At 71.0% G+C, this 16193-nt stretch carries 11 protein-coding genes and 2 pseudogenes; 9 read left to right on the top strand and 4 right to left on the bottom strand.

The features are described from left to right. The first annotated feature begins 15 nt into the window (after positions 1-15). Together ABZ192_RS30540 and ABZ192_RS30545 are read left to right on the top strand one after the other, a co-directional pair. A complete protein-coding gene (locus ABZ192_RS30540; RefSeq protein WP_356927705.1) occupies positions 16-2151 on the top strand; it encodes an alpha-galactosidase in 2136 nt (711 codons plus the stop codon). Between the two features lie 48 nt (positions 2152-2199). Next, the gene (locus ABZ192_RS30545; RefSeq protein ID WP_356927706.1) at positions 2200-3726 is read left to right on the top strand and encodes a glycoside hydrolase family 43 protein; all 1527 of its coding nucleotides are present in this window, start codon (positions 2200-2202) and stop codon (positions 3724-3726) included. Positions 3727-3742: 16 nt separating this feature from the next. Here the strand turns inward: ABZ192_RS30545 and ABZ192_RS30550 are convergent, their stop codons facing one another. Beyond that, entirely contained in the window at positions 3743-5389 is a 1647-nt protein-coding gene (locus tag ABZ192_RS30550; protein WP_356927707.1) for a ricin-type beta-trefoil lectin domain protein, read from the bottom strand. 336 nt (positions 5390-5725) lie between these two features. Between ABZ192_RS30550 and ABZ192_RS30555 the strand changes: the two genes are divergently transcribed. Together ABZ192_RS30555 and ABZ192_RS30560 are read left to right on the top strand one after the other, a co-directional pair. Then, complete coding sequence (locus ABZ192_RS30555; protein WP_356927708.1) at positions 5726-7318, top strand: glycoside hydrolase 43 family protein; 1593 nt, start codon at positions 5726-5728, stop codon at positions 7316-7318. 52 nt (positions 7319-7370) lie between these two features. Further along, a pseudogene (locus ABZ192_RS30560) lies at positions 7371-8414 on the top strand (endo-1,4-beta-xylanase); the annotation flags it as partial. Between the two features lie 93 nt (positions 8415-8507). Here ABZ192_RS30560 and ABZ192_RS30565 read toward each other — a convergent pair. Together ABZ192_RS30565 and ABZ192_RS30570 are read right to left on the bottom strand one after the other, a co-directional pair. After that, positions 8508-8636: pseudogene (locus ABZ192_RS30565) on the bottom strand (carbohydrate ABC transporter permease); the annotation flags it as partial. A gap of 146 nt (positions 8637-8782) precedes the next feature. Beyond that, positions 8783-9670 (bottom strand): helix-turn-helix transcriptional regulator, encoded by an 888-nt coding sequence (locus ABZ192_RS30570; protein ID WP_356927709.1) that lies wholly within the window; start codon positions 9668-9670, stop codon positions 8783-8785. A gap of 168 nt (positions 9671-9838) precedes the next feature. Between ABZ192_RS30570 and ABZ192_RS30575 the strand changes: the two genes are divergently transcribed. The 5 genes from ABZ192_RS30575 to ABZ192_RS30595 all read left to right on the top strand — a co-directional run bounded on the left by ABZ192_RS30575 (position 9839) and on the right by ABZ192_RS30595 (position 13673). Then, positions 9839-10246, top strand: coding sequence for a cupin domain-containing protein (locus ABZ192_RS30575; protein WP_356927710.1), 408 nt, complete (start codon positions 9839-9841; stop codon positions 10244-10246). A 70-nt stretch (positions 10247-10316) separates the two neighbouring features. Beyond that, positions 10317-10643, top strand: a complete 327-nt coding sequence (locus tag ABZ192_RS30580) for a carboxymuconolactone decarboxylase family protein (protein WP_356927711.1) — start codon at positions 10317-10319, stop codon at positions 10641-10643. Positions 10644-10730: 87 nt separating this feature from the next. Beyond that, positions 10731-11456 (top strand): SDR family NAD(P)-dependent oxidoreductase, encoded by a 726-nt coding sequence (locus ABZ192_RS30585; RefSeq protein ID WP_356927712.1) that lies wholly within the window; start codon positions 10731-10733, stop codon positions 11454-11456. Positions 11457-11587: 131 nt separating this feature from the next. Next, positions 11588-12595: an NADP-dependent oxidoreductase gene (locus tag ABZ192_RS30590; RefSeq protein WP_356927713.1), complete on the top strand. Its 1008-nt coding sequence runs from the start codon at positions 11588-11590 to the stop codon at positions 12593-12595. 25 nt (positions 12596-12620) lie between these two features. Beyond that, entirely contained in the window at positions 12621-13673 is a 1053-nt protein-coding gene (locus tag ABZ192_RS30595) for an alcohol dehydrogenase catalytic domain-containing protein (RefSeq protein WP_356927714.1), read from the top strand. A 26-nt stretch (positions 13674-13699) separates the two neighbouring features. On the opposite strand, the gene ABZ192_RS30600 is transcribed toward ABZ192_RS30595, so the two are convergent. Further along, the gene (locus ABZ192_RS30600) at positions 13700-16120 is read right to left on the bottom strand and encodes a SpoIIE family protein phosphatase (RefSeq protein ID WP_356927715.1); all 2421 of its coding nucleotides are present in this window, start codon (positions 16118-16120) and stop codon (positions 13700-13702) included. Positions 16121-16193: the final 73 nt, after the last annotated feature.

A 16193-nucleotide genomic window follows, 5' to 3' on the forward strand; every position in this document is an offset into this window, starting at 1 on the left:
GCCGAAAGGGCCGACATGTCCAAGGAACAAGGCACCTTCCACTGGGGGCACGAGGCCCTTCACCTCGAAATCGGCCTCGATGACGACGGCAGCCCGCGTCTCACGCACCTCGGACTGCCCGGCGAAACGCAGAGCACCGCCGGTGCGTCCCTGCCCTTGGTGGAGGTGACGGCCGCGGGTCACGGCCGCGCCTGGTCGGGCGGCCGCCTCGTGGGCACCGATCTCGGCGGGCGGCTGCGCCACCGGAGCCACCGCGCGACCCGCGACGGCGACTGGCACACACTGACCGTCGAACTCCACGACCCCGAAACGGGGCTGGCCGCCGAGGTGACCTACCGGTCACCGGCCGGCATCCCCGTGCTGCGCGGCGAGGTGACCCTGCGCAACGAAGGGCCGACCACACTGCACCTGGAGTCGGTCAGCTCGCTCGCGGTGGGCGGCCTCACCCCGCAGGACCCGGCGGCCATCGACGCCGCGGACCTGCTGTGGGCGGAGAACGACTGGCTCGCCGAATGCCGCTGGCAGCGACAACCGATGCGCCGGACCACACCGGTCCACAGCGGACGCGTGAGCAACGGGCACGGCAAATCCGGCTTCTCCCTCAACGGACAGGGCACCTGGTCCAGTTGCGGACACCTCCCCATGGGCGGCCTGACGGACCGGCGTACCGGCCGCACCTGGGTGTGGCAGATCGAGCACAACGGCGGGGGCTGGCGCTGGGAGTGCGCCGAACTGGACAGGTCGGCCTACGCGGCGCTGTTCGGGCCCACCGACACCCACCACGGCTGGCGTCACCCCCTGGAACCGGGCGCCGTCTTCCGCACCGTACCCGTCGCCTTGTCCTTCAGCGCCGGCGGCGGCCCCGACGCCGCGTTCGCCGCGCTGACCCGCTACCGCCGCGCCCAGCGCCGCCCGCACAGCGATCACCGGCGCCTGCCCGTCATCTTCAACGACTACATGAACTGCCTGATGGGCGATCCCACGACCGAGAAGCTGCTCCCCCACATCGACGCGGCGGCCGACGCGGGCGCGGAGTACTTCGTCATCGACGCCGGCTGGTACGACGGCGACAACGGGGGCTGGTGGACCACCGTCGGTGCCTGGGAACCGGCCGCCTCGCGTTTCCCCGGGGAGAAGGGGATCCACGAGGTGCTGGACCGCATCCGGGAGCGTGGCATGGTTCCCGGTCTGTGGCTGGAGCCGGAGGTGATCGGCGTCCGCAGCCCCATGGCCGGGTCCCTGCCCGACGAGGCGTTCTTCCGCCGCGACGGCGTCCGCGTCACGGAGACCGGCCGGCACCACCTGGACCTGCGCCACCCGGCCGCCCGTGCCCACCTGGACCAGGTCGTGGACCGCCTGGTCGGCGAGTGGGGCGTCGGCTACCTCAAGCTCGACCACAACATCGACCCCGGCTCCGGCACCAGCGCCCACCCCGGCGAGACCCCGGGCGCCGGCCTGCTCGGCCACAACCGCGCCCACCTCGACTGGCTCGACGGCATCCTGGACCGCTACCCGCACCTGGTGGTGGAGAACTGCTCCTCCGGCGGCATGCGCTGGGACCACGCCCTGCTGTCCCGGATGCAGCTGCAGTCCACCAGCGACCAGCAGAACCTCCACCTCTACGCGCCCATCGCCGCGTCCGCACCCACCGCCGTCACACCCGAACAGGGTGCCGTCTGGGCGTACCCCCAGCCGGAGGACTCCCTCGACGAGGTGGCCTTCACCATGGCGAGCGCGCTCCTCGGGCGGATCCATCTCTCCGGCCGCATTCCCGAACTCGCCCCGGAAGCCCGTGCTTTGGTCCACGAGGCGGTAGCGGCCTACAAGGCCATCCGCGCCGACCTGCCGCACGCCGTGCCGTGCTGGCCCCTGGGCCTTCCCGCCTGGGACGACCCCTGGATCGCCCTGGCCCTGCGCACGCCCGCCACCACCTACCTCACCGCCTGGCGCCGCCCAGGAAACGACGCCACGGCGACGCTTCAGCTGCCCCACCTGCGGGACACCGCCGCCCGTGTCGAGCTGCTCTACCCCTCGGTCAGCCGGGCCGTTTCCGCCTGGATGCCCGGCACGGCCGAGCTGAGCCTGACCCTGCCCACCGCGCCGTCCGCCGTGCTGCTCCGCATCACCCCCACGGCCCCCGCCGCTCCCTGAACCGAACCACCCCACGCCCGCATCACGCATCGACGAGAGGACCATCGGGTGCCCCCTCTGCACCAGCCGGACGGACGCGTCGCCAACGCCGTGAACCCCGTGATCCCCGGCTTCCACCCCGACCCCAGCATCTGCCGCGTCGGCGACGACTACTACCTGGCCTGCTCCAGCTTCGAGTACTTCCCCGGGGTGCCCCTCTTCCACAGCCGGGACCTGGTGCACTGGACGCAGATCGGCAACGTGCTGGACCGGCCGGAGCAACTGCGTCTGCCGGCCTCCATGCCGTCCTCCGGCGGGATCTACGCCCCCACCTTGCGCCACCACGACGGCCGTTTCTGGCTGATCGTCACCAACTGCAGCGAGGGCGGCGGCAATCTGATCGTCACGGCCACCGACCCCGCCGGACCGTGGTCGGACCCCATCCGGGCGCCGGGTGTCCCCGGCATCGATCCCGACCTGGTCTGGGACGAGGACGGCACCTGCTGGTGCACGGTCGCCGGCGTCTCGCAGGTCCGCCTCGACCCGTCCACCGGGCAGACGTACGGAACACCGCACAAGCTCTGGTCCGGCGGTCCGGGCGCCAAGGCCCCGGAGGCACCGCACCTGTACCGGATCGGCGCCTACTGGTACCTGCTCATCGCCGAGGGCGGCACCGAACGCGGCCACGGTGTCTCGATCGCCCGCGGCCGAACGCCGGGCGGCCCGTTCGAGCCGTGCCCGGCCAACCCGATCCTCACCCACCGCGGCACCGACCACCCCGTGCAGAACACCGGGCACGCCGACCTGGTCCAGGGCCCCGACGGCTCCTGGTGGATAGTGCTGCTCGGCGTACGGCCGGGCGGCGGCACGCCGGGCTGGCACGTGCTCGGCCGGGAGACCTTCCTGGCCCCCGTGACCTGGGTGGACGACTGGCCGGTCGTCGGCGAGGTCGCCCTGGACCTTCCCGAGCTCCCGTGGCCGCTCTCCTCCGGCCATGCCGAGGAGCACCGGGACGACTTCGAGCTCGCTGAACTGCGGCCGTACTGGATCTCCCTGCGCGACCGGCCCGCCGAACTCTGCACCACCAAGGAGCGCCCCGGATGGCTGACGCTCCGCGCACGGGGCGGCTCCCTGGACGAGCCCGACGTGGTGTTCACCGGCCGGCGCCAGCAGCACCTGTCGTGCCGGGCGCGCACACTCGTAGATGCCGCGGAGGGCAGTGGTGGCCTCGCCGTCCGGCTCGACGAGAGGCACCACTACGAGATCGAGGTGTTGTCCGGCACGCGGGTGCGGGTGATCGCGCGGGTCGGCTCCCTGCGCACGGTCGTGGCCGCACAGTCCGTGCCGACCGGGCCGGTGGTCCTCGCCGTCACGGTCTCGGAACCGCCGTCTTTGCACGGACCGTGCACCGGACCCGACGTCGTGTCCCTCGGTGTCGAGCAGCCCGACGGCACGTTCAGCGAACTCGCGACGCTCGACGGCCGCTACCTGTCGACCGAGGTCGCCGGCGGCTTCACCGGCCGGGTCATCGGCATGTACGCCGCGACGGGCACCGTCCACTTCGACTGGTTCGACTACGAGCCCCTCGACGGCTGAACCGAGCCCCGGTTCCTCAGGCGTGGGTCCACTTCTGGTTGGCCTGGCCGGTGCAGGTCCACAGCACCAGCGGGGTTCCGTTGGTGGTGCCGGCCCGGTCGACGTCGAGGCACAGCCCTGCGTGGACGTTGCGGATCGACCCGTCCGAACCGACGGTCCACTTCTGGTTGTTCTGGCCGTTGCAGGGCCAGGTGACGACCCGGGTGCCATTGGTGGTGCCCTGGTTGCGGGCGTCCAGGCACTTGTCGCCGAAGACGCGGATCTCGCCGCCGGCCCATGTGGTCCACAGCTGGTTGGCGGCCGTGTGGCAGTCCCAGAGCAGGACCGTTGCCCCGGCCGCGGTGGAGGAGTTGTCCACGTCCACGCAGCGGCCGGACGCGTTACCGCGCAGCCGCGAGGTGGTGGCGGCCAGCGGGCTGCCCCCGCTCACCCGGAACACGGCCACGCCGTGCGCGGGGACGTTCGCCGAGATCTGCCCGGACGTGCTCGACGCGCCGCCGGTCCACAGGTCGGTGAGGGTGAACGACCCTCCGGACAGGCCGACTTGCGCGGCCGTGGTCGTGACCGTCGCCGTGCCGCCTCCCCGGTTGAACAGGCCCACCGCGACCGAGCCGTCGGACAGGGGTTTGGCGAACACCTCGGTGTTGCCGTCGTCGCGCACCCTGCGTCCGCCCGCGCCCAGCGGGTCCTGGTTCACCGCCAGCAGACGCGGGTTGCGCAGGATCGCGCTCACGTCGGCGGACATGGTGCGGATGTCGTTGCCGGCCATGAGCGGTGCGCTCAGCAGCGCCCACAGGGCGAAGTGCGAGCGGGATTCGGTCAGGGACAGGCCGGGACGGCCGACGACCAGCATGTCGGGGTCGTTCCAGTGCCCCGGGCCCGACTGCGCCGCCAGCGGCGCGGTGACGTCCAGGACGTTGCCGACGCCCATCGGATAGCTGTTGGTGTTGCCGTTCTGCCAGATGTCGAGCAGGTCCTCGGTCGTCCGCCACAGGTCGGCGACCTCACCCCAGTTGTACGTGGCGCCGGTGATGGCGTGGAAGCTGTTGGGGTTGATGCTGTAGACGATCGGCCGCCCGGTGGCACGCAGGGCGTCGCGCATGAGCTTGAAGCGCGCGACCTGCTCGTCGCGGGTGCCCTCGGAGGAGCACCAGTCGTACTTGAGGTAGTCGACGCCCCACGAGGCGAACGTGTTGGCGTCCTGGACCTCGTGCCCCCTGCTGCCCGTCGCCCCGGGATAGGCGCCAGTGGTCTGGGCGCAGGTGCGTTCGCCCGGCACCTGGTAGATGCCGAACTTCAGGCCCTTGCTGTGGATGTAGTCCCCGAGCGCCTTCATCCCGCTGGGGAACTTGGTCGGGTTGGCCCGTAGGTTCCCCGCCGCGTCTCGCTGTGGGTCGAACCAGCAGTCGTCGACCACCACGTACCGGTAGCCGGCCTCCCGCATGCCCGAGGACACCATCGCGTCGGCGGCCTGACGGACCTGAGCCTCGGTGATCCCGCAGCCGAAGCTGTTCCAGCTGTTCCAGCCCAGCGGTGGGGTGAGGGCCGGGCTGCCGGGCGCCGCCGAGGCGGTGGAGTGAGCGGAGGCCGTCACGGACGCGGTGATCGTCAGCGCGACGGCCGCGAGGAGACGGAGCAGTCGTCTGCCTGATCGTCTGGGCACGGTGGGCTCCTTTGGTCGGCTGGGCCGACACGAGACAGGGGATGGCTGCTGCATTGCCGCCGATCATTGGCAGGCACATGACATTTCCAGTCATCCGAAATTTCGGCCTGCTTTCGGTTCGTCGACGCCACGGATACTAGGGAGCTTGCCGAGCTTGTCAACCTCCACCACTTGAAGTCACCGAAACATTTCGGGCTATACCACGAATGATGCGAGACCTATTGACGGGAGCTCTGAACCCCCTAGCATCCAGGATGCTCACCAGTCGACAGCTGTCCGCCATCCCGAACACCACAGAGGGAGCGACACATGGATATGTCATGCCCTCGTCAACCCATGGAGCGCCGCCGTGCGCTGGCCGCCGGCACCGGCCTGATCGCCGGCGCCTTCCTGCCGCTGGCCGGAGCCTCCCGGACGGCCGCGGCCGCCCCCGCGTACACGAACCCGGTCATCTGGCAGGACTTCGCGGACATCGACGTCATCCGCGTCGGCGCCACCTACTACGCCTCCGCCTCGACGATGCACTACTCGCCGGGCGCACCCGTCCTGCGCTCGTACGACCTGGTGAACTGGGAGATCGCAGGTCACTCGGTACCCGTCCTCGATTTCGGCGCCAAGTACGACCTGAACGGTGCCCGTGGTTATGTCAGAGGGATCTGGGCGTCCTCGCTGGCCTACCGGCCGAGCAACAGGACCTTCTACTGGCTCGGCCAGATCGACTTCGCCAGGACGTACGTCTACACCGCCACCGACGTCGAGGGCCCGTGGAGCCGGCTCACCACGATCAGCACGCCCTACTACGACGCGGGACTGCTCGTCGACACCGACGACACCCTCTACGTGGCGTACGGGAACACCACCATCAGCGTGGCCCAGCTCTCGCCCGACGGGCGCAACCAGGTGCGCACGCAGCAGGTTTTCACCACACCGTCGAGCGTGGGCACCCTGGAGGGCGCCCGCTTCTACAAGATCAACGGGCAGTACTACATCTTCGTGACCCGCCCCGCCAACGGGCAGTACATCCTCAAGTCGTCGGGCGGCCCCTTCGGCCCGTACACGATGCGGCAGGTCCTGCTCGACCTGCGCGGGCCGATCCCCGGAGGCGGCGTCCCGCACCAGGGCGGGCTGGTCCAGACGCAGGGCGGCGCCTGGTACTACATGGCCTTCGTGGACGCCTACCCCGGCGGCCGGATGCCCGCCCTGGCGCCGGTCACCTGGACTCCGGACGGCTGGCCCGTCGTGCAGCTGGTGAACGGCGCCTGGGGCACCTCGTATCCCACTCCGGCCGTGCCCACGCCGCCCCGCCAGGTCATCCCCATGACCGGCGTCGACACCTTCGACGGCACGCGCCTCAAGCCGAGATGGGAGTGGAACCACAACCCGGACAACGCCAAGTGGTCCGTCGGCAACGGGCTGACCCTGCGGACCGCGACCGTCACCAACGACCTGTACTGGACGCGCAACACCCTCACGCACCGCATCCAGGGTCCCACCTCCACGGCGACGGCCCTGCTCGACTTCTCGGCCATGCGGGACGGCGACCGGGCCGGGCTCGCGCTGCTGCGTGACTCCTCCGCCTGGATCGGGGTCAAACACGACGGCGGCGCGACGCGGGTGGCGATGGTCAACGGGCTGACCATGGACGGCAACTGGAACACCACCGGCACCGGCACCGAGGTCGCGAGCGCGCCCGTCTCCGGCGGCCGGATCTGGCTGCGTGCGAGCGCGGACATCCGCCCCGGCGCGGCCCGCCCCGGCACCTTCTCCTACAGCACCGACGGCACCAACTTCACCCGCCTCGGGCCCGCCTTCTCCCTGGGCAACGACTGGCGGTTCTTCATGGGCTACCGATTCGCCCTCTTCAACCACGCCACCCGGGCGCTCGGCGGCGCGGTCCGCGTCTCGCGGTTCGAACTGTCGACGCCCTGATCCGATCCCACCGACCGCACCACCCAACCCCCCACCGATCACGAGGAGAAGCATGAACCCGCTGAAACGGCTCGGACGGCGCCGAGCGTCGGTCTTGTCCCTGCTGGCCCTGGGCGCCCTGGTGACGCCCGGTGCCGCGACCGCCGCGCCCGACTCCAGCGCACCCGGCGCGCCCGACGCCGTCCGGGCCTCCACGCTCGGGGCCCAAGCCGCCCAGTCCGGACGGTACTTCGGGACGGCCGTGGCCGCCGGACGGCTCGGCGACGGCACGTACACCGGCATCCTGGGCCGCGAGTTCAACTCGGTCACGGCCGAGAACGAGATGAAGTGGGACGCGACCGAGCGGTCCCGCGGACAGTTCACCTTCGGCGCCGCCGACCAGATCGTGAACGGCGCGTCGGCCCGCGGTCAGCGCGTGCGGGGCCACACGCTGGTGTGGCACTCCCAGCTGCCCGACTGGGTCAAGGGCATCAGGGACGCGAACACGCTGCGCGGCGTGATGAACAACCACATCACCACGGTGATGAACCGCTACAAGGGCCGGATCCACTCCTGGGACGTGGTCAACGAGGCCTTCGCCGACGGCGGCAGCGGCCAGCTGCGCGGCTCGGTCTTCCGGGACGTCCTGGGCACCGGCTTCCTCGAGCAGGCCTTCCGCACCGCGCGGTCGGCCGACCCGGCGGCCAAGCTCTGCTACAACGACTACAGCATCGAGAACTGGAACGACGCCAAGACCCAGGGCGTCTACCGCATGGTCCGCGACTTCAAGGCCCGCGGCGTGCCCATCGACTGCGTCGGTCTCCAGGCGCACTTCGGCGCGGGCGGTCCCCCCGGCAGCTTCCAGACGACGCTGTCGAACTTCGCCTCGCTCGGCGTGGACGTCCAGATCACCGAGCTGGACATCGCGCAGGCGTCGCCGAACGCGTACGCGAACACGGTGCGGGCCTGCATGAACGTGCGGCGCTGCACCGGCATCACCGTCTGGGGCATCCGGGACAGCGACTCCTGGCGCAGCGGGGAGAACCCGTTGCTGTTCGACCGCAACGGCAACAAGAAACCGGCCTACCAGGCAACGCTCAACGCGCTGGGCGGATCGGTCACGGCGAGGTGATCCGCTGACGACGTGGGCCCCGCTGCTCGTGCGGGGCCCATGCCGGTGGTGGCCGGACTCGCCGTCGCCCCACTGCCGTCAGCCCTTGATGGCTCCCGTGAGCATCCCCTTCTTGAAGTGCCGCTGGACGAACGGGGAGGCCACCACGACGGGGATCAGGGCGAGGACCATGACGGCCATCTGCAGTCCCAGGCTGGAGAGTTCGCCGAGGCAGCACAGGAGCAGCGCGCTGTGACGTCACGCTTACTTCCTGCCTTGTCCGCCGGCCGGCGACACGTAGCCGCATGCCCCGTCCACTCCGCCCAGCTCACCGTAAGCCATCGGAGGTCGAACCGGTGCCCCGGACGGAGGGGTTACCGGCCCTGGTGGCCGGAGGGGGGTCGGGTGGACTCGGTGTGCTCGGTGGCGGCCCAGGCGGCAAGGAGTTGCAGGGCGTCCTGCTCGGGTGTGCCGGGGGCGGCACTGTACGCGGTGAGGGTCAGGCCGGGCTGGGCCGGCAGATTCATGGCGTCGAAGTCGAGGGTGAGGACGCCGACGGCCGGGTGCCGGAAGGACTTGCGACCGGTGTGGTGCAGGCGCACGTTGTGCTTGGCCCAGGCGACGCGGAACTCCTCGCTGCGGGTGACGAGTTCGCCGATGAGTCCGGTCAGCCCGCTGTCGTGCGGAGCGCGGCCGGCCTCGGTGCGCAGCAGGGCGACGGTGGTGTTCACCGACTGGTCCCAGTCGGGAAAGAAGTCGCGGCCGTTGGGATCGAGGAACTGGAATCGGGCGATGTTGGCCGTCGCGGTGGTGGGGTCGGGGAAGAGCGGGGAGTACAGGGCGCGGCCGAGGCGGTTGGCGGCGAGGATGTCCAGGCGGCCGTTGCGGATGAAGGCCGGGGAGTCGGTCATGGAGTGCAGGACGCGCAGGACGCTGTCGGGCAGCGGACCACCGGCACGGCCCCGCCGGGTGGGGCGTTTGGCGGCGGCGCGGGCCAGGTCGTAGAGGTGGGCGCGTTCGGCGTCGTCGAGCTGGAGAGCATGCGCGACGGCGTCGAGGACTTCCTCCGAGGCACCCGCGAGGTTCCCTCGCTCCAGACGGACGTAGTAGTCGACGCTGACGCCGGCGAGCATGGCGACCTCTTCGCGGCGCAGGCCCGGCACGCGCCGGTTGCCGCCGTATGCGGGCAGGCCGGCCTGCTGGGGGGTGATCCTGGCGCGGCGGGAGGCCAGGAACTCGCGGATGTCGCTCCGGGTACTCACGCCGTCCAGGCTAAGCCGGACGGCTCAGGCGTGGGGGGTTCTGTCAGTACCGGTAACGACAGACCCTTCTCAACGTCATTGAGCTGCGGTTTCCTCGATCTCGGCGGCTGCCGGGGATGCCGGCGCCGCCTGAATCCGTCCCCCCATCCCCTGCATCTGGGAGACCCCGTGGAATTCGTCAAGCAGCAGGACACCGTCAAGGCCCCCGCGGACTGGTTCACCGGCGACGTCTGGTTCGACGTGCTCTACGCGGGCAAGGAGCCGTCCCGGATGCGTGCCAACCTGGTCCGCTTCTCCCCGGGCGCCCGTACCCACTGGCACGCGCACGTGCTGGGCCAGACCCTGCACGTCGTCTCCGGCACCGCCCTGATCGGCACCCGCGACGGCACCGTCCTCGAAGCGCACCCCGGCGAGACGGTCACCTGTCCCCCGAACGAGGAGCACTGGCACGGCGCCACCCCCGGTCGCTTCATGGAGCACATCGCCCTGTGGGAGGGCACGGGCGACGGCAGCGAGGAAACCACCTGGAACGAGCCGGTCACCGACGAGCAGTACCACCGCCCCCGCAGCCGCTGACCACCCAACGGTCCGCCATGCAGCACCCGTTCCCCCGGCTGTGCTCCGCGGACCGGCGAAAGGACTTCCGATGACCACCCAGCCCCGGCAGATCGGCGGCGGGCGCCGCACGGTCGGCGACTTCGCTCCGAAGCTCGCCGAGCTGACCGACGACGTCCTGTTCGAGGACGTGTGGAATCGCACCGGACTGGCCGCCCGCGATCGCAGTCTGATCACCGTGGCCGTCCTCGTCGCGGGCGGCGACGCCGACCAGCTGCGCTTCCACCTCGGGCGAGCCAAGGAGAACGGCGTCACCGAGACCGAGCTGATCGAGGCCATCACCCACCTCGCCTTCTACGCCGGCTGGCCCAAGGCCATGACGGCGGTCACGGTCGCCAAGCAGGTCTTCTCGGCCTGAGCACCACGGAAGGCACACCCTCCCCATGCGGGAACCAGTCATGATGCGGGAACCAGTCATGCGTCTTGTCGAAGGGATGGTGCGATCGTGAGCCGGATCCTGGTGACCGGCTCCGCGGACGGCCTGGGACGTGCCGCGGCCGATGCGCTGTTGTCCGCGGGACACGAGGTGGTGGTGCACGCCCGGAACCAGCAGCGCGTGGCGGGACTCGACACGCTGGTCGACCGTGGGGCCCACCTCGTCGTGGGCGACTTCGCGGAGCAGGACGCCGTACGGCGCGTCGCCACGGAGCTGAACGACGCCGAGCCGCTCGACGCCGTCATCCACAACGCCGGCGTGTGGAGCGGACCGGCGGTCATGCCGGTCAACATCATCGCGCCCTACCTGCTCACGGCCCTGCTGCGCGGACCGCGCCGGCTGGTGTACCTCAGCAGCAGCTCGCACTTCGGCGGGCGTCCCTCGCTCGACGGTGTCGACTGGCGGGGCAGGAGCGCGGGCTCGTACGCCGACAGCAAGCTGTTCGTCACGACGCTCGCCGCCGCGGTGGCCCGCCTGCGCCCAGAAGTGTTGAGCAATGCGGTCGATCCGGGCTGGGTACCGACGAAGATGGGCGGACCGGGCGCACCGGATGATCTGGAGCTGGGCCATCGGACACAGGAGTGGCTCGCCTCCGGCGACGCACCTCAGGCCCTGACGAGCGGCGGCTACTGGTACCACGGCGAGCGGCTGCAACCGCACCGTGCCGTCCACGACGAGGCGTTCCAGGACCTCCTGCTGCGGACGTTGGCCGAGGAGACGGGCACCGCGCTCTGACCCTTTGCCGACCGGCCCCGTACGCCGCACCGGCCCCCTCTTGCCTCCGACGGGACAGCACCGTACGCTCACCGCTCGTACCGACCAGCCGGTATGTAAGGCCCATGCGACCGTCGAAGGAGCCGCCGGAGATGAGCAGAATCAACCACCAGGTGCGTCTGGCCGCACGCCCCGTGGGCGAGCCGCGGCCCACCGACTGGGACCACGTCGAGGAGCCGGCCGGGGAGCCGGGCGACGGGGAATTCCTGGTGCAGGTGCTCTGCCTGTCGATCGACCCGGCGATGCGCGGCTGGATGAACGCCGGGCGGTCCTACATCCGTCCGGTGGAGATCGGCGAGGTGATGCGCGCCGGCGCGGTGGGGAGGGTGATCGCCTCCCGGCATTCCGGGTTCGCGGTCGGCGACCATGTGTCGGGGTCGTTCGGCGTGCAGGAGTACTGCGTCTCGGACGGCCGCGACGTGACCAAGGTCGACCCGGAGGCCGCCCCTCTGCCGACGTATCTCGGGGCTCTCGGCATGTCGGGTCTGACGGCCTACTTCGGACTGATCGACATCGGGCGCCCCGAGCCCGGTCAGACCGTCGTCGTCTCCGGAGCGGCGGGGGCGGTCGGCAGTGTCGTCGGGCAGATCGCCAAGATCCTGGGCTGCCGGGTCATCGGCATCGCCGGTGGCGAGGCCAAGTGCCGCCTGGTGGTCGACGAGTTCGGCTTCGACGCCGCGATCGACTACCAGAAGGAGGACGTCCGCAAGGCGCTGCGCGAACACGCCCCCGGCGGCGTCGACGTGTACTTCGACAACGTCGGCGGTGAGGTGCTGGACGCCGTGCTGCTGCGGCTGGCGCGCGGTGCCCGGATCGTCGTGTGCGGCGCGATCTCCCAGTACAACAGCACGACACCGCAAGGCCCCGCCAACTACCTGTCGCTGTTGGTGAACCGCGCCTCCATGACGGGCATGGTGGTGTTCGACTACGCCGACCGGTACGCCGAAGGCGTCGCTCAACTGGCCGCATGGCGGGCAGAGGGCCGGCTGAAGTCCCTGGAGGACGTGGTGTCCGGCGGCGTGGCGGCCTTCCCCGACACCCTGATGCGGCTCTTCCGTGGTGAGAACCACGGCAAGCTCGTGCTGAAGATCGCGGACTGACCGGGCGAAGGGAGGGAGGAATCCGGTGAAAGCACTGAGCTACCACGGACGTCACGACATCCGCTACGGGGACGTCCCCGAGCCTGCCGTCACCCGCCCCACCGATGCGGTCGTCCAGGTCACCACGGCCGGCATCTGCGGCAGCGACCTGCACATCTACCACGGCACCCCGTTCAGCCCGGAGCTGGGCTACACACCGGGACACGAGTGCGTCGGCGTGGTGGCCGACACCGGCGACCAGGTCACCCGGTTCAAGCCCGGCGACCGGGTCCTGGTGCCCGCCTCGGTCGGCTGTGCCGCATGCCGGTCGTGCGCGGCCGGATTCACCGCCCGGTGCGAGCGCGCCAAGTCCAGCACGGAACTCTGCTACGGGGTGAGCCCGCAGCTTCAGGGCAGCCAGGCCCAGGCCCTCGCGGTGCCGTACGCCGATGTCAACCTGGTGCACCTGCCCGAGGACATCTCCGACGAAGCCGCGGTCGTCCTGACGGACAACGCCCCCACGGCCTGGTACGGCTGCCGCCGTGCCCGCATCCGGCCCGGGGAGACGGTCCTGGTCGTCGGCCTCGGCCCGGTCGGCCTCATGGCCGCCCAGGGTGCTTTCGCGATGGGTGCCGCGCGGGTGCTGGGCGCGGACCTGGTCGCGGAACGCCGCGCCTTCGCCGCCACCTTGGGTGTCGAGCCGGTCGAGGGCGAGGACACACGGTCGGCCATTCGCGAGATGACGGGCGGGCGGGGGCCGGACGCCGTGGTGGAGGCCGTGGGCTCGGACGCCACCATCGAGCTCGCCCTGAAGGCCGTCCGGCAAGCAGGCCGGGTCAGCGTCATCGGGGTGAGCCAGAGCAAGGCGTTCCCGTTCCACATGGGGCTGGCGCAGGTCAAGGAACTGGAGTTCGCCATCGGGCTGTGCTCCGTGCACTACGAACTCCCTCCGCTGCTCGCCCTCACCCGTGCCGGCCGCATCAAGCCGGAGGTGGTCGTCTCCCACCGCTACGCCCTCTCCGAAGGTCCGGCGGCGTACGAACTGTTCGCGGACCGCTCCGACGGCGTGCGCAAGATCCTCCTCGATCCCACCGGCTGACCCTGTTCACGAGAAAGGACAGACGGTCAGACGGGCGTGCCGGTCAGCGGTTGTTCGGTCCACACGGTCTTGCCGTCGCGGGTGTAGCGGGTGCCCCAGCGTTCGGTCATCTGGGCCACCAGGAACAGGCCGCGCCCGCCCTCGTCGGTCGTACGGGCGCGGCGCAGGTGGGGTGAGGTGTGGCTCGTGTCGCTGACCTCGCACACCAGACACTGCTCACGGATCAGCCGTAGGGTCGCGGGGCCGCCGGCGTAGCGATAGACGTTGGTGACCAGTTCGCTGGCGATCAACTCGGTGGTGAACGCCAAGTGCTCCAGACCCCACTCGGTCAGCTTGGCCGAGGCCAACGCCCGGGCCCGGCCTGCGCTGGCGGGCTCCGGCGGCAGTTGCCAGGAGGCGACACTGTCCGGTGGCAGCACACGGGTGCGGGCGATCAGCAGGACGACGTCGTCGCTGGGGCGCGAGGGCACCAGCGCGTCGACCACCGATTGGCAGGTGCGCTCCAGCGCGCCCGCGGGGCGGGCCAGCGCCGCACACAGCTTCCTCAGGCCGACGTCGGCGTCCATGTGACGCTGGCCGATGATTCCGTTGGTGTAGAGGCTGAGCAGGCTTCCCTCGGCCAGTTCGATGTCCCGGGCCTCGAACGGCAGGCCGCCCAGGCCGAGGGGTGGGCCGGCGGGCAGGTCGAGCAGAGCCACCTGCCCGTCCGGAGCGGTCACCGCCGGCGGCGGATGACCGGCGCGGGCCAGGGAGCAGCGTCCGGACACCGGGTCGTACACGGCGTACAGGCACGTGGCACCGACGACCTGCTCCCCCAGGGGCCGCTCGCCGACAGCTTCCTGTTCGGCCGCCAGCAGGTTGACCAGGTCGTCCAGGCGGGAGAGGACCTCGTCCGGTTCCAGGTCGAGGCTGGCGAGCGTATGGACGGCGGTACGCAGCCGGCCCATGGTGGCGGCGGCGTGGATGCCGCGTCCCACCACGTCGCCGACGACGAGGGCGACCCGGGCCCCGGACAGGGGAATGACGTCGAACCAGTCGCCGCCCAGCCCCGGGCCCGCGCCGGCCGGCAGGTACCGCAGGGCCACCTCGACGGCCGACTGGTCCGGTACCGCCCGCGGCAGCAGGCTGCTCTGCAGTGCGAACGCGGTCTGCTGCTGCTGGGTGAAGCGCCGGGCGTTGTCGATGGCGACGGCGGCCCGCGAGGCGAGTTCCTGGGCGAGGGTGAGGTCGTCCGTCTCGAAGGCATCGGGGCGGCGGGAGCGCCACAGGGTCATCACTCCGAGCACCAGGCCACGCGCCGCAAGAGGTACCACGATCAGGGAGTGGGCGCCCAGGTCCGGAGCCTGCGCCCCCTGACGGCCGGCCGCCGAGACCCAGTCGGGCGGGAGAACCGGCTCCAGGACGGGCCGTCCCTGGGCCAGGCATCCGGCCTGCGGTGTGCCGGGCCCGAACTCCACGGGCTCGCCCTCGGGGTGGGGCGGACCGGGTTGCTGGGCACCGACGCTGCAGGTGCCCAGCCGGACCACGGGCCCTGCCACGGCGCGCGTCGGCTCCTCACCGCGCGTCACCGCCTGAAGCAGGTCCACCGACGCGTGGTCGGCGAGGTGAGGCACCATCACTTCCGCCAGTTCCCGGGCGGTCTCGGCCACGTCGAGCGTGGTTCCGATACGGCTGCCCACCTGGTCGAGCAGCGCGAGCCGGCGCTGGGCCCGGTGGCGTTCGGTGATGTCCTCGATCATCTCGGCCACACCCAGTACGCGGCCGGAGGGATCCTCCATCCGGAAGGACGAGACCAACGCGACCCGCTCTCGTGCCGGGTCCTGCTCCAGGCGGACGAACTGCTCGGAATAGACCAGGGGTCTTCCGGTCTGCATCACCTGGCGCACACGGTCCACGGCCTTGCGCGCGTCGTCGGCGAGGAGCAGCCGTCCGGTGGACAGCCCCCGGAAGTCCGCTGCCGGGACGCCGCTGAACCGTTCGATGGCCCGGTTGACCCGGAGGATCCTCTGGTCGGGGCCGTGGATGACCAAACCGATCGGGCACTGGCGGTACAACCCGTCGAGAACCGCGCGGTCCCTCTGCCATTCGAGGACGTCACCCGCGGGTGCCCCCGCGAGAAACCACTCACGGCCCCCGCCACCGCGTGACAGCTCGTGGGCTCGGATCCCCAGCTCCACGAGCTGCCCGTCGCGGTGGCGCAGTGTGAGCACCCCGAACCAGCCCCCGGCCCTCCTGCACTTCGCCGCGGCCTCGGCGACCGCCGGCAGGTCACCAGGATCGACGAGGATTTCGAACGCCGGACGACCGATCACGGCTGTGTCCGGATGGCCGAGCAGCTCCTGAGCCCGCCGGCTCCATCCGGCCACGACGCCCCGGTCGTCGAGCACCGCCAGGGCGGCGAGGTGCGGGGCGAACGGGTCGTCGTGGCTTTCGCTGAGCTCCGTCATCGGCTTCTCCACCGCTGGAACACCACCGTGTACTCGGTCGCCGATGTCTCCTGCTGACTTTGTCAGCCTATTG

This window comes from Streptomyces sp. NPDC006235 (genome assembly GCF_040613735.1).
Taxonomy (GTDB): Bacteria; Actinomycetota; Actinomycetes; order Streptomycetales; family Streptomycetaceae; genus Streptomyces.

Bases quoted from the DNA above. Each gene is read 5' to 3' on its own strand.
- ABZ192_RS30540 (WP_356927705.1), top strand. From the start codon at position 16: ATGTCCAAGGAACAAGGCACCTTCCACTGGGGGCACGAGGCCCTTCAC.
- ABZ192_RS30555 (WP_356927708.1), top strand. From the start codon at position 5,726: ATGGAGCGCCGCCGTGCGCTGGCCGCCGGCACCGGCCTGATCGCCGGC.
- ABZ192_RS30580 (WP_356927711.1), top strand. From the start codon at position 10,317: ATGACCACCCAGCCCCGGCAGATCGGCGGCGGGCGCCGCACGGTCGGC.
- ABZ192_RS30590 (WP_356927713.1), top strand. From the start codon at position 11,588: ATGAGCAGAATCAACCACCAGGTGCGTCTGGCCGCACGCCCCGTGGGC.
- ABZ192_RS30600 (WP_356927715.1), bottom strand. From the start codon at position 16,120: ATGACGGAGCTCAGCGAAAGCCACGACGACCCGTTCGCCCCGCACCTC.